Annotated in this window: 11 protein-coding genes; 2 read left to right on the top strand and 9 right to left on the bottom strand. The window is 73.7% G+C overall.

Annotated features, from left to right (window positions below; translation table 11 throughout):
* Position 1: 1 nt before the first annotated feature.
* The 9 genes from LP52_RS08765 to LP52_RS08725 form a co-directional block, all read right to left on the bottom strand.
* On the bottom strand, positions 2-241 hold the full coding sequence (locus tag LP52_RS08765) for an acyl carrier protein (RefSeq protein ID WP_040272310.1): 240 nt from the start codon (positions 239-241) through the stop codon (positions 2-4).
* A 148-nt stretch (positions 242-389) separates the two neighbouring features.
* Positions 390-2,330, bottom strand: a complete 1,941-nt coding sequence (locus LP52_RS08760; RefSeq protein ID WP_157036271.1) for an HAD-IIIC family phosphatase — start codon at positions 2,328-2,330, stop codon at positions 390-392.
* Positions 2,331-2,335: 5 nt separating this feature from the next.
* Positions 2,336-3,376, bottom strand: coding sequence for a 3-oxoacyl-ACP synthase III family protein (locus LP52_RS08755; RefSeq protein ID WP_040272307.1), 1,041 nt, complete (start codon positions 3,374-3,376; stop codon positions 2,336-2,338).
* On the bottom strand, positions 3,364-3,693 hold the full coding sequence (locus LP52_RS08750) for a hypothetical protein (RefSeq protein WP_040272305.1): 330 nt from the start codon (positions 3,691-3,693) through the stop codon (positions 3,364-3,366). Before LP52_RS08750 ends, LP52_RS08755 begins: the two co-directional genes overlap by 13 nt.
* A 1-nt stretch (position 3,694) precedes the next feature.
* Positions 3,695-6,703, bottom strand: a complete 3,009-nt coding sequence (locus tag LP52_RS08745; protein ID WP_040272304.1) for a type I polyketide synthase — start codon at positions 6,701-6,703, stop codon at positions 3,695-3,697.
* Positions 6,700-6,984, bottom strand: a complete 285-nt coding sequence (locus LP52_RS08740; RefSeq protein WP_040272302.1) for an acyl carrier protein — start codon at positions 6,982-6,984, stop codon at positions 6,700-6,702. The genes LP52_RS08745 and LP52_RS08740 overlap by 4 nt, the downstream gene beginning before the upstream one ends.
* A gap of 37 nt (positions 6,985-7,021) precedes the next feature.
* Positions 7,022-8,158, bottom strand: a complete 1,137-nt coding sequence (locus tag LP52_RS08735) for an acyl-CoA dehydrogenase family protein (protein WP_040272300.1) — start codon at positions 8,156-8,158, stop codon at positions 7,022-7,024.
* Positions 8,155-9,903, bottom strand: a complete 1,749-nt coding sequence (locus tag LP52_RS08730) for an acyl-CoA dehydrogenase family protein (protein ID WP_052809613.1) — start codon at positions 9,901-9,903, stop codon at positions 8,155-8,157. Before LP52_RS08730 ends, LP52_RS08735 begins: the two co-directional genes overlap by 4 nt.
* Position 9,904: 1 nt before the next feature.
* On the bottom strand, positions 9,905-11,668 hold the full coding sequence (locus LP52_RS08725; RefSeq protein ID WP_052809612.1) for a fatty acyl-AMP ligase: 1,764 nt from the start codon (positions 11,666-11,668) through the stop codon (positions 9,905-9,907).
* A gap of 313 nt (positions 11,669-11,981) precedes the next feature.
* Between LP52_RS08725 and LP52_RS08720 the strand changes: the two genes are divergently transcribed.
* Together LP52_RS08720 and LP52_RS08715 are read left to right on the top strand one after the other, a co-directional pair.
* The gene (locus tag LP52_RS08720; protein ID WP_169775355.1) at positions 11,982-12,638 is read left to right on the top strand and encodes a DedA family protein; all 657 of its coding nucleotides are present in this window, start codon (positions 11,982-11,984) and stop codon (positions 12,636-12,638) included.
* Between the two features lie 16 nt (positions 12,639-12,654).
* Positions 12,655-13,740: a sulfotransferase family protein gene (locus LP52_RS08715; protein WP_157036269.1), complete on the top strand. Its 1,086-nt coding sequence runs from the start codon at positions 12,655-12,657 to the stop codon at positions 13,738-13,740.
* Positions 13,741-13,916 lie beyond the last annotated feature (176 nt).

Here is a 13,916-nt window from a genome sequence, read left to right as displayed (position 1 = left end):
CTCAGGCGGTTTCGCCGAGGGCGGCGGCCAGGGTGAGGAACTCGGCGAGGTTGCGGCTCTCCAGGGCCGCGGAGACGTCGACCTGCCTGCCGGTCGCGCGCTCCACGGCCGAGATGAGCCGCACCATGTGCACCGAGTCCCAGCCTTCGAGGCGGTCGAACTCGACGTCGAGGTGCTCCGGCGCCAGCGGAAGCGCTAGTTCGGTGTCGATGATCCGGAGAAGTTCGTTTCTGCTGTTCACGGTGCTGTGCCTTTCGACGTGGGCGGGATCGGCTCTGTCGCGGCGCGGGGCCTCGGCCTGTGCCGCGGGCCCGGTCGCCTCCCCGGCTGCGGCCGCGAGAGGGGCCCACCCGGTCCGAGCGCCGGGGCCGGGTGGGCCCGCCCCGGTTTCAGCCGCGGGAGGGGCTCAACAGGCGGATGTGGTCGGGATGGTCGGGTAGTGCGTCGGGTCCGCACCCCTGGGCTGCGGTCAGGCGGTGGGCGAACACCCGGGTGCCGGCGCCGCCGTCCGCGGTTCCGCCCGGGTTCCGCTCGGTGAAGCCGTGGTCGGTGTAGAGCGCGGCGAAGCGCCCGTTGCGGGGGCTGGGCCGGTAGCGGCCCACGACCTCGGTGCATCCCTGCTCGCGCGCCTCCACCAGCAGCGCCCTCAGGCAGGCGGTCTCGATGCCGCGGTCGAACACCCGGCAGCTGAGCAGCATGTTGTCGACGGTGAGCCGGTCCTCCTCGCGGCGGGCGAAGACGGCGCCGACGACGCCGTGCTCGCCGAAGCGGTCGCGCGAGCGCACGGCCACCACCCAGTGGTCGGGGGCGGCGAGCCGGTCGCGGACCTCGTCGGCGCCGAGCCGCTCGGTGGTGAGGTTGAACTGGTTGGTGCGCTGGGTGAGTTGGGCCAGCCGCGCAACCGCCTCGGGTGCGGGGCGCAGCAGCTCGACCTCGACCCCCAGGTGGCGCAGGTAGTCGACGGTCGACCCGGAGGCTTGGCGCAGTTCCTCGCGGCGGGCCTCGCCGCGGTAGCGTTCCCGGCGCGTCCGGTCTTCTTCGGTGGTCTCCAGGGTGCGGAACCACGCCTCTTCCAGCAGCCGCCTCGGGTGCAGCGCGGGATCGCCGGCCACGTGCACCACGCCGACCTCGGGCAGCAGGTCGCGCATGGCACCGGCCTCGGTGGCGGTGTCGTCGACGAAGACGAAGGCGTCGCGGCCCAGACCGAGTAGGCGGGCGATCTCGGCGACGTTGTCGGGTTTGGGACGTCGGTTGGCCGCCAGCGCGACGAAGTCCTCGCGCCGAAGGGCCATCTCGGGGTGGTCCGACAGCGCCCGCTCGACCGGTTCCGTCTCGTTCCTGCTGCACACGGTCAGCAGCACGCCTTGGGCGCCCAGCTGGGCCAGGACCCGCTGGAACTCCTGGTAGGCCACGCCCCGCGAGCCGCCCGCGACCTCGATGCCCTCGGGGCCGTCCTCGCCGAGCACGCCTCCCCACAGGGTGCCGTCCAGGTCCAGGGCGAGGGCCTTCCTGGCGCGTCCGCTGAGCGCTCGCACGGTGGCGGCGACCTCGCGCGCGTAGCCGGACAGGAACTCCGTGCCCAGGTGCACGCGGGCGTAGCAGGCGAGCCGGTCGTCGTACAGCGGTCCGGTCTCGGCGAGGATGGGCGCGGTGTCGACGGCGACGGTTCCCGGCTCGGCCTCGGCGATGCGCAGCAGCCCCGTGTTGAACTCCCGCCAGGCGATGCCCAACCGCGTACGGGAGCCGATGTCCACCAGCTGGTCGACCAACCGCGCGGGCAGCGGGAGCGTGTTGAGCACCAGCGTGGAGCCCGCGGCCGCGCGTTGTGCGGCCGCGAGCGCCTCGATACGCCCGAGCAGGTCGCCGAGGGCGGTCTCGACCGCGGCTACGTCCCAGGGCACGGCGAGCTCCTCGACCACGGCGTGGGCGTCGAGCAGGAGCAGTCGCAGCCGAGGGCCCTCGTCCTCGGCAGGCGGCTCCGACCAGGGGACGCGGGTGTGGTCGCGGGTGTAGGGGGCCGAATGCGCCCGCATCGACATCCCCGAGCGGGCGAGGTGGGCGCCCAGCAGCGGGATCAGCTCCGCCGCGGTCCCGTTGGCGCACACGTCGACGCGCACCGCCGGGGTCGCGGGGTGGTGCTCGGCGACCTCGTCGGCGTCGAGCCCGCCGAAGAGGCGGGCGACGGTGTCCAGCTCGGCTATGGGGATCCGCCGCAGCAGATCGGTCGCTGCGGGAAAGGAGCGCGCCAGCTCTCCGCCCCGGTGCAGCGCACGCAGCCTTTCGACGGGGGCGGCGGGTTCGGCGGCCCGTTCGGTACCGGTGGCGGTCACGGTGCTCACTCCTGCCTTTCCAGTGCGAACCCGGCCTTGAGCCACTTGCTGGACTCCACCGCGATCCCCACGACCGTGCCGATGCTCTCCGGGTCCTCCTTGCGCATCAGCCGGTCGAGCTGGAGGAACGGCAGGGCGTTGGCGTTGTTGCCCGTCTGGTGCACGCAGTTCACCTCTCGGGCCGCGGGCAGGGCCAGGCGCTCGGTGATCCGGGGCGTCATCCGGCCCGACAGCTGCGGGGGCAGGACGTGGCCGACGTCCTCGGGGCGCCAGCCGGTGGTCTCCAGCAACTGCCACAGGATCTCCGCGGCCATCTCGGGTACCCGCTCCTCGATGGCCTTGTAATCCTCGGAGAACGGGGGTTCGCCGGAGTCGCGGTCGGCTTGGCCGAACCACCGCACGGTCTGACCGGCCGGTTTGCCCGCGCCGGTGAACTGGTTGAGGATCGCGCGTATGCGCAGGTCACCCGGCTCGGGGCGGCCGGTGAGCACAGCAGCGCCGGCACCGTCTCCGAAGAGCATGTAGTTGACGAGCTCGGAGGAGCCGATCTCACCGGGGGAACGGCCGGTGACACAGTGCTTGACGCAGGTCTCGCCGCCGATCACCAGGCCGGTGGTGTGCCCGGGCAGCGTCAGCAGGCGCTCGGCCAGGCTCAGCGCCTGCACGGCACCCGCGCAGCCCGACTGGACCTGGTAGGTGGGAATGTGCTCGACGCCGAGGCGGTCGGCGACGTGGTTGACCGTCGCCGGCATCAGCTCGTCGGGGGTGGCGGTGCCCATTACGACGAAGTCGAGGGCGCCGGGGGCCGTCTCGGCCGTGTCCAGGGCCTCCAGCGCCGCGTCGGTGGCCATGTCGGCCAGGCTCCGGTACACCTCGCCGGTCTTGAGGTCCATGGCCAGGTGGCGCTGCTCGGTGCCGACGAACCGGGAGATCCACTCCGGCGCGACGCCGAGGAACTCCCCCAGGGCGGTGTTGTCGATCGGCTCCCCGGGCAGCGAGGCCCCGGTGCCCGCGATCGCGGCGGCGTGCGGGGTCACGTCAGCCATGTATCGGTCCTCCAAAGGTCGAGGGTGCTGAAGTCCAGTCGGACGAGGCAGTCGACGAGCTCGGAAACCGTGGCGGCGCGGTCGGCGACGGCCTGGTGGGGCAGCGGAGCGAGGTGCGGCCAGCGCCGCTCGACGTCTGCCAGCAGCTCCCGCACTCCGGCGCTGTCGAGCCCCAGGTCGGCGAGGCGGGTGTGGGCCGCGACGGTGCCGGTGCGGCCGCGGGCGATCATCGTGTGCAGTTCGCGGCGGGAGACGCTGCCCACCCAGATCCGCGGCTCGCGGCGGGCCCCGGCGAAGGGGGAGTCGGTCGCGGCCACCTCAGCCCTCCTCGTTTCGCCGCGGCTCGCCGAGACGCTGGGCCATGTAGTCGGTGAGCGTGTTCAGGCTCGTCGCGCTGGCCAGGACGTCCTCCACCGGCAGCGGGGCCAGGTGCGGCCAGCGCTGCTCGACCTCGCTGAGGACGCGCGCCAGCACGATGGAGTCGAACCCCAGGTCCTCGAAGAGCCGGGCTCCGCGGTCGACCTCGGCGGCGGCGTATCCGCCGGCTTCGGCCACCAGCTCCACGATCTCGTCGGTGTGGGGAGCCGCATCCCGCACCGCCCCGGCGCCGGTTCCCGACGCCTTCGGCACCGGCACTTCGGCCGCACCGGTCGCGGGTTCCGCCGCAGCCGCGCCGGAACCGCCGCCCGGCGACCGAGGGGCGAGGGTCGGCCGGTATCGGGCCGCGGCGGGGAAGTGCCGCGACGTGTCGAAGACGTAGGGGTGCGGCCGCACCGTCCGGCGCCCGCCCGGCGCGTACAGCGGCTCGGGGTCGACAGCGGCGCCGTCGTTGTAGAGGGCGGCCAGCGCCCCCGCGAGTTCGTTCCCGTCGGCCCGGGGGCCGGGGCACGGGCTGAGCGCCTTGGCCTCCAGTCCGGGGCGGATGCGCTGGAACAAGGCGGTCAGCACCGGTCGGGGACCGGCCTCGACCAGGTGCGTGGGGGCGGCGGCCAGGGCGGCCTCGGCCGCTTCGGCGAAGCGGACGGTGCCGCGGATCTGGTCGCGCCAGTAGGCGCCGTCGAGCTTGTCCTCGTCGACCCGGCGCCCCAGCAGCGTGGAGTAGATCGGCACCGCGGGCCGGGCGGGGGCGACCTCGTCGGCGATACGGCCGAACTCCTCCAGCACCGGGTCCATGCGCGCCGAGTGGAAGGCGTGCGAGACCTTCAGCCACCGGTGGGCCACGCCGGCGGCCGCCAGGTCGGCGGCGTGGCGCTGCAAGGCGTCGGCGTCGCCGGAGAGGACTCCGGAGCGGGGCGCGTTGATCGCGGCGACGTCGACGCGCGGGTCGGACTCGGCGATGCCGCGCAGCAGGTCGGGGCCCGCCGAGACGTTGAGCATGGCGCCGCCTTCGGGCAGGGAGCCGATGAGGCGGGCGCGTGCGGCCACCAGCCGGCAGGCGTCTTCGAGGCTCAGCGCTTCGGCCACGCAGGCGGCCGCGTACTCGCCGACGCTGTGGCCGATCAGCCAGTCCGGGCGCACTCCGGTGCGGGTGAGGACGGTGGCCATGGCGTACTCGACGGCGAACAGCGCCGGCTGGGTCAACGAGGTGTGGTGCACGTCCTCGTCGGCTTCTGCCAGCGCGGCCCGCACGGACCGGCCGAGGTGGGGCTCCAGGCACGTGTCGACCTCGTCGAGCGCCTCCCGGTAGGGCGGACAGGCCCGGTAGAGCCGGTGGGTCATCGCGGGATACTGCGCCCCCTGCCCGGGGAACAGCAGCCCCACGCGGGGGCCCCGGGCCGAGCGCCGCCCGGTGGGCCGCTCGCCGCGGGCGGCGGCGCGCAGGGAGGCGGCCAGGATGTCGCGGTCGTCAGCGACCGCGGCGAAGCGGTGGCGCAGCCCGGCCTTGACGCGGTTGCTGGTCCAGGCGAGCCGGGCGGGATGCTCGCGGCTGCGCGACACCCAGTCGGCCAGGCCCTCCAGATTGCGGCGCAGCCCTTCGGCGGAGTCGGACGAGGCGGTGAAGACGCCGACGGAGCCGTCGGCGGGCCCCGCGCCGCGGCGGCCGCCGCGGCGCGGGGCCGGTGCCGCCTGCAACACCGCGTGGGCGTTGGTGCCCCCCAGGCCGAAGCTGCTGACCGCGGCGATCGCCCCGTCGGCGAGCCGCCTGGGTGCCCGCAGAAGGCGCAGTCCAGCGGCGTGCAGGTCAAGTTCGGGGTTTTCGGACTCGGAATAGCGGCTGGGCGGAGCGACGCGGCGGTTCAGCGCCAGCACGGCCTTGGCCACTCCGGCGAGTCCGGCCGCGCCCTCGCAGTGGCCGACGTTGCCCTTGACCGAGCCGAACGCGCTGGGGAGTCCGCGGGTGCCGTAGTGGGTGCCCAGCGCGCGCACCTCGATCATGTCGCCGAGCAGGGTGCCGGTGCCGTGCCCCTCGACGAGGTCCACCTCGGCGGGGGCGACGCCGGCTCTGTGGTAGGCCTCGGCCAGTACCCGTTCCTGGGCCCACCGGTTGGGCGCCGTCAGCCCGTTGCTGCGGCCGTCGTGGTTGACTGCGCTGCCCCGCACCACGGCGTAGACGGGAGCGCCCTCGGCCAGGGCGTCGTCGAGGCGGCGCAGTACGAGCACCGCCACGCCCTCGGAGCGGCCGATGCCGTCGGCGTCTGCGCTGAAGGGCTTGCAGCGCCCGTCCGGCGCGGAAAGGCCGGCCTGGGCGTAGAACAGGTGCGAGGTGGGGACCAGGATGATGTTCACGCCCGCCGCGATCGCGGTGTCGCACTCCCCTGTCCGCAGCGCGCCGCAGGCGGTGTGCAGCGCCACGAGCGAGGAGGAGCATGCGGTGTCGATCGCCTGGCTGGGGCCGGTGAAGTCGAACTGGTAGGAGAGCCGGTTGGCGGTCATGTAGTAGCCGTTGCCCGACGCCGCCTGAGCGGTGATGTTGGCGTAGTCGGTCAGGTGCAGCTGGGCCCATTCGTTGCCCATCACACCGACGTAGACGCCGGTGCGCGAGCCCGCCATCGCGGCCGGGTCGCGTCCGCTGTCCTCCAGGGCGCGCCACGTACTCTGCAGCAGCTGGCGCTGCTGGGGGTCGAGTTGGGCGGCCTCGGCCGGCGAGACGCCGAAGAAGGCGTTGTCGAAGGAGGAGACGTCGGCGAGGAATCCGCCGTCGGCGGTGTTCATCCGGGCCGCGCCGTCGTGTTCGCGGGTGAACTCGGCGGGGTCCCACCGGTCGGCCGGGACGGGGCCGATGCCGTCTCCCGAGGACAGCAGGAGGTCGAAGAAGGCGTCCTTGCCTTCGGCACCGGGAAACCGCAGGTCCATTCCGACGACGGCGATCGGGTCCCGGCCGCTCATCGGACGTCCTCGACCGCGGCTGCGGTCAGGTTCCCGTGCAGGAACCCGGCGATGGCGCGCGCGGTGGGGTAGTCCCAGGCCAGGGTCGGGTCGACTTCGAGGGAGTAGGCGTCCTCGATGTCGCCGGCGAGCGTGACCGCGTAGACGGAGTCCATCCCCATTTCGGCCAGCGGCGCACCGGGGTCGATGTCGTCTTCGGAGCATTGCAGGTAGAACGCGAGGCGGCCCAGAAGCCACAGCTCGATCTCGGACTGTTCGGGCAGGCCCGATCCAGCGGTCATAGTCCAGTCCCTTTCCTCGGCTTCGGATCGCGGCGGGTCACCACAGCAGCGGGCTGCGCTCGGTGGTGAAGCTCCGGGAGTCGGCGAATCGGTCGGCGAGTTCGGTGAAGAACGCTTCGCGCTCCTCAGCGGCGGCCCCCGCCGGCGCCGCCTCGGTGACGGGGCGGGCCGCGGCGGCGGTTCGCGCCATCAGGCCGGCACAGGCGCGCACGGCGCGGTCCGCCTGTGGATCGCCGACCCACAGCGGGGCGTCGGCGAGGGCGGAGAGTGCACCGCCGACCGGCGCCTGTGCGTCGGTGGTCTGCAGACGCCGGAGCAGCAGGCGGCCGACGGAGGGGTCGCGTCCGGGGTCCAGGGCGTCCACCTCGGCGTAGATGCGGGCGAAGGCGGCGTGGCGTCCTTCGTGCAGGTAGGAGCGCGCGCCCAAGACGACGCCGAGGTCCTCCACGGCCGGGCGCAGCACGGTGGAGACCGCCGTCTGCGCGGCGTCGGTCAGGGCGGCCGCATCGGCGCAGGCGGTCGGGGCTGCGTTCCCCTCGGGGCGGGCGCGGGCGGCCGCGGCGACCAGGGCGTCGGCGCGCAGCAGGCGGGCGAAGGCGTCGGCCAGGGCCGCGCGCGCGTGCGGCAGGTCGGTGACCGTGCCATGGTAGAGGCGCCGGTCACGCGCGAAGTCGAGGGTCAGGCGCAGGGCTGTGTCCATGGCCGCCATCGCCATAGCGGCGCGCACCAGACCCGCGGGATGCCCCGGTCCCGTCCGAGGCGGTTCTTGGGGTGCCGGCCGCTCGGAGCGCAGTTCCCGGGCCGCCTGCAGCCGGCTCTCGCGGGGTGCCGCCTCGTCCCACAACAGGGGCGCTCGGGCGAGGGCGGGGCCGGCGAAGGCCCGGCCGGTGGCGGGGTCGCGGCGGTAGACGGGCCGCAGCCGCGCTATCAGCTCCGCGACTCCGCAGAACCCGCCTCCCAGGTCAGGGGGCACGAACAGCGCGACGCGCTCGGCGGGGTCGAGGACGGTCTCCCAGCCCTGGGCCGGCGAGCCGGGCCCGGCGGCGGCGATCGCCGGGAAACCCAACGGGTTGGCGGGGTCGTGCGGGGCGCCCAGCAGGCGCTCCATGCGCTCCACGCGCGTCGCCTCTGCGCGGGGCGCCGCGGCGGCCGCGCCGGTCGTCGGTGCGTTCACTCGTCCTCCACTCGGCACTCCAGCAGGGAGAAGAGCCGTCCGCCGGCGAACTGCTCCCACATCGCGCCCGCGAGGGCGTCTCCGGCCGCGGGGTCCTCCGGCACCGGGTCGCCCAGGCGCTCCAGGACCCGCGCCAGCGCGGCGCGCGCCCACAGCGCGTCGGCCCACAGCGCCTCGGCGCGGTCGACGCTGTCGGCGCCGGCCGTGCCGGTGCCGTCGGAGTTGTCCAGCCACAGCCACAGGCACGCGGCTCCGGCGAAGCACAGGGCGTAGCGGCGGGCCAGGTCGAAGGCCTCGGGCGGGGCGTGCAGGGCCACCGGGCGGTAGGCGGCCAGCTCGACGCGCACCCGCTCGTGCGCCCGCCCCAGGCGCCGCGCGGCCTCGGCCACCGCGCCGGCGCCCGGCCGGGCTCCCTCGGCGGTGACGGCGCCGACCCGCTCCACCAGGGTCGGCAGGGCCTGCACCACGCTGCTGCCGTGCAGCGCCGCCAGGCTCATCCGCTCGGGCGCGATGGGCGGGGCCGGTGTGCTCAGGGCGAAGACGTCCCCGGCGTCGGGGCTCACCCGCTGCTTGGTCTCGGCGCGTGCCAGTGTGGGGAACTGGTTGATCACGGCGTGCTGGTTGATCACGCTGTTGCCGTCGAACAGGCCGACGATGCGGTTGTCGCGCCGGGTCTTGGCGAAGGCGCGGGCGGTGTCCTCGGGCGGCGCGCACCAGTCCACGACCGGGGCCAGCCGGGCGACAGCGGTATCGGCGGTGTGCGGGACGAGGAACTTGGCCACCGCGGAGGTGATGCTGGACTCGCCGGGCAGCACGGTGACGGCGCGTGCCGCGGCGATGGACACCGCTTCGCCGAGGAGGTGGTCGGCGTAGGCGCGGGCCAGGGCCAGGCGCAACCCCGCCTCGTGGGGCGGGCCCGGCGCGCGGCCGCTCCCGCGGATCGCGTGCGCGGCCAACCGCAGGGCGCTGTCGCCCGCGCCCAGGGACAGCGCCGTGCACAGCGTGCGGGTCAGCTGCAGGCCCTTGAGCACGGTTTCGACACCCCGGTCGGGCGACCCGATGACCGCGGTCCGCGGGAGGCGGGCCCGGTGGAAGGCGATTCCGCTGATGTCGGCGCCGCGGATCCCGTAGGTGGGCACCTTGGGCAGGCACCGGTACTCCCCGGCGCCCAACTCGGCCTTGTCCACGAGGAACGCGCCGAACCCGCGCGGGCCCGCCTCAGGCGCGGTGCGCGCCAACACGCATGCCAGACCGCTGTCGGTGGCGCCGTTGATCAGCCATTTCTCACCGTCGAGGACGTAGCCGGAGCCTTCGGCGGTGGCGGACAGCTCGCCGCTGAGCAGGTCGCTGCCGTGGGCCCGCTCGGTCAGTCCCCAGCAGATCCGCTCGCCGGCCGCCAGCCGCTTCGCCAGGTCGCGCGCCTGCTCGGGCCGGCCGTCCAGCCACACCGACACCGCGCCGAGGAAGGTGCGTCCGTGGCCGATCGCCAGGGTCAGATCGCGCCTGGCCACGGCCCGCATCATGTGGGTCGCCCGGTCGATGCCCTCAAGGCGGCCGCCGTGAGCGGCGGGCACCGCGTAGTCGGCCAGCCCCCATTCCTCAAGCCGCTCCGAGGCCTGCCACGGGTAGGCACCGCGGTCGTCGTGGTCGCAGGCGGCCCTGTAGGAGAGCGGCGAGCCGGGAGCCTGGGCGGGCCCCATGCGGGCCTCCAGCTCCTCGGCCAGGGCCAGCGGCGGGTAGCGCATCTCAGGCCTCCGCCGGCGCGGTCCGGGCGAGGGGTTCGGCGGCCGCCGGCGGCCAGGCGTGCAGCACGCTCAAGCCGCCGCTGCCGTGCAGCGAGCGGGTGTCGCCGCGCCGCACCTTGCCGCTGGTCGTCCGCGGCACCTGGGAGAAGGGCACCAGCACCACGTGAGCGGGCGTGAGGCGGTGAAACCGGGCCAGCGCCGAGCGGATGTCGCGCGAGGCCTCCTCCAGCGACATCTCGCCCAGGGCCGCCGCGCGCACTTCCTGGACCACGACGACGTCGTCGCCGTGCGGGCCGGTGCCGAAGACCGCGCACGTGCCGCAGGCACGCTCGGGCAGCGCCCGGCGGACGTCGGCCTCCAGGTCCTGCGGGTAGAGGTTGCGGCCGTTCTGGATGACGACCTCCTTGGCCCGCCCGGTGATGAAGAGTTCCCCGGCATGCAGGAAACCGAGATCGCCGGTGCGCAGGAACGGACCCTCCCCACCGGTGGTGTAGGCCTCGAACGTCTCGGCCGTGGCGCTGCGTCGGCCGCTGTAGCCTGCCGCGACGCTCGCGCCGCGCACCCATACTTCGCCGACGGCGCCCTCCGGTCGCGGGTCGGCGGAACCGCCGCCGACGACACGCACGTCCAGGGAGACCGCCGTGCCGCAGCCCACGAGCCTGCGGGCCTGCCGCGGCTCCTGCGGCGGGCGGAACTCGTGGCGTTCCAGGGCCGCGGGATCGACGTCCAGGACCGTGGGCGGATCCTCCGGCGGCGAGCAGGTGACCAGCAGGGTGGTCTCGGCCATGCCGTAGCAGGGGGTGAAGGTTTCGGGGCGGAACCCCGCACGGCCGAATCGCTCGGTGAAGCCTTCGACGACCTCGGCGCTGACGAACTCGGCGCCGTTGAGCGCCACGCGCCAGCTGCTGAGGTCAAGGCCGTCGAGGTCGTTCTCGCCCACGCGCCGCAGGCACAGCTCATAGCCGAAGTTGGGGGCCACAGTGTGGGTTGCGCGGTGGCGGGTGATCAGCTCCAGCCACCGGCGCGGGCGCTTGAGGAAGGCCATGGGGTCCAGCACCACGCAGGGCGTGCCGTAGTGGAAGGGCGTCAGCAGCAGCCCCACCAGGCCCATGTCGTGGTAGTAGGGCAGCCACCCCACCCCTACGGAGTCCGGGCTGACGCCGGTGCGCTCGACGATGTCGCGGTGGTTGTGCAGGAGGTTGGCCTGGGTGATGCGCACCCCCTTGGGCTCGCTTGTCGATCCCGAGGTGTACTGCAGCAGGGCCGTGTCCTCGGGCCGGACTTCGGGCAAAGGTGCGGCCGCCGGTGCGGTTTGGAGCCCGGTGTCGGTGGCCAGGCACTCCACGCCTGCGGGCAGGCGGCCGCCCTCCAGCCGGGAGCGGAAGAAGTCGGCATCGGCGCCGCCGGTGAGCACGGCGCCCAGAGCCGGCGCGTCGTCGGCGATCCGGGTGATGCGCTCCAGGCTGTCCGGCGAGCGGTCCGGAAGGGGCGTGGGGACCGCGACGGCGCCCGCAAAGAGGCAGCCGATGAAGGCGGGCAGGAACTCCTGGGCGCCGGGATAGCTGAGGAGTACCGATCTTCCGGTGAGGCCGCGTTCCAGCAGCAGGTGCGCGATCGCGCGCGCTTTGCGGTCCAGCGCCGCGTAGCCGACGACGGTGTCGTCGCCCCCGTCCCGGTCCCGGCCCGCGAAGACGAATCTCCCCGTATCGCCGAAGACCGCCAGGCGGTCTTGTAGAAGTGCCGAGAAAGTCAGCTCTCCAGCCACCGAAATCCCTTTCGCCGGGGCCCGCCGCCGCGGTGGCTACCAGGATGTGCCACCACGTCCTCCGAATCCGTCGCCAACAATGGCAGCGGATCCTGTATAAAGGCTTTCCCGTGCCCCCCGGGCGGACTGAAGCCGACCTAAATTCGCAGGTCATAGCCAGGCCGCACCCGGAACCGGTGTCTTCCACGGAAACGGAGAACACCCGGAACGGAAAATCCAAGAGTGCAGCCATATCCGACCTTAAGCGCGTCCGCACGAACCCGCCGGCGGCGTCGACTTCTCCCCTTGCTCCGTGCAGACTGAGCCTATGGACGTGGCTGGGATTCAGAATCCGCTGTCCGGGTTCAACGACTTCGTGCTGGGCCTGGACGCGGCCTACGGCTACCTGTGCGTGGGCCTGATGACATTCGCGGAGTCGGCGGTACTCGTCGGATTCCTGCTACCGGGCGAAGTCTCCGTCGTTCTCGGCGGAGTTCTGGCGCAGATCGGACCGGGCAGCCTGCCGTTGATGATCGCCGCCGCGTTCACCGGATCGTTCACCGGTGACACTTTCGGTTTCCTTCTCGGCCGGGCCGTCGGCGACAGGGTGCTGCGGAGCACATTCGCGCAGCGGCGCGCGGAACGGATCGAGGCGGCGCGGAAATTCATGGACGACAAGGGCGTCTGGGCGATATTCCTGCTCCGCTGGACGGCGTTCTTCCGCTCCGCGGTGCCGCTGCTCGCGGGAATGTCGCGGATCAGCCTCGCGCGGTTCCTCCTCTACAACGCCGCCGGCGCGCTCGTCTGGGCGGCGGTCCTGGCCACCGCCGGATATCTGGCGGGACTGTCCTACGCATACGTCACCGACTGGATCACGCTCCTTCCACTGGCCGTCGTCGCGGTGATGATCGCGGTCGTCTGCCTCCGGCTGCGCGCATCGCGCGCCAAGCGCCGCGCCGAGCCGCCCGCACCCGCCCGGCAACCGAACTGACAGAGGGAGACCGACCGTGCCGGAAACGACGATCGTCTTGGGGACGGGACGCTGCGGTTCCACGATGCTCTCGCGCATCATGGTCCGCCATCCCGAGGTCCTCAGCCTCAGCGAACTGTTCCGCTCGCTGGTTCCCGACGCGTTCCCGCAGGCCCCGCTGACCGGCGCGGAGTTCTGGGAGATCCTCAGCACCCCGCGCCCCAAACCCAACCTCCTGGTGCGCAACGGCATCCCCTCGCCGGAGTTCGGCTACCCGCTCGGGCGGGGAGCCTTCACCGCCGAGACGGGGATCCCCGCGATCTCCTTCATCTGCCTGCCGCACTTGAGCGGCGACCCCGACAGCCTCCACGACGAGGTCCGCGACCTCGTCAGCGTCTGGCCGCGGCGTCCGATCGCCGAGCATTACCGCGCCCTGTTCTCCTCCCTCGCCCGCATGTGGGAGCGCACCGCGGTCTTCGAGCGGTCGGGCGCCTCGCTGATGCTGGCCGACGAGCTCGTCTCCTCCTTCCCCGAGGCCAGGTTCGTCCACCTCTACCGCGACGGCGTGGACTGCGCCCTGTCGATGAGCCGCCACCCCTCCTTCCGGCTCGTGTTCCGTTCCCTGGAGATGCAAGGCGTCCTCGGGCACGACCCCTTCGACGCGCCCGAGCCCGGCGACGCCGAGCGGTTGCCGGAGCACCTGCGCCGCTACCTGCCCGAGGAGTTCGACGCCCGAGCGCTGATGGAGGAGCCCATCCCCGCGGCCGCCTTCGCCATGGCGTGGTCGTCGATGATCGAGAACGCGGTCCCCTCCCTGAGCGCGCTTCCCTCCGACCGGCTGCTGCACGTGCGCTACGAGGACGTGCTGAGCGATCCGGCCCCCGAACTCGCCCGCATAGCACGGTTCACCGGAGTGGCCGCCGAGCCGCTGTGGCTGGAGGGCGCGACCGCCCTCATCCAGCGCCGCGCGACCGCATCGGAAGCCCTGGACGGGGCCGAACGGCGGGAACTGGAACAGGCCTGCGAACCGGGGCGCCGCGCCTTGCAGCGGATCGGTTTCCCCGCCGGCACCCGCGCCGGCGCGGGTGCGGCGCGCACCGCGCCCGATGCGGCCGGCGGATAGCCGCGGGCGGCTGAGGCGACCCCCGATCACCGGTGCCGCAGGCCGGGGGTAGCGTCGGCACCGGGCCGCGCGCATCGCGGCGCAGCGCAGCTGGAACGCGCTGCGCTGCCGGGACGGCGCTGCGACCGCGCCGCTTGCCGCCCGCCTCCCCCGCGGGACTCCGCCCGATCGAGCAC

Origin of the sequence: Streptomonospora alba, assembly GCF_000826685.1 — a bacterium.
Classification (GTDB): Bacteria; Actinomycetota; Actinomycetes; order Streptosporangiales; family Streptosporangiaceae; genus Streptomonospora; species Streptomonospora alba.
The sequence above is the reverse complement of the archived record's forward strand: the minus strand, read 5'-3'. Positions and strand labels throughout refer to the sequence as shown.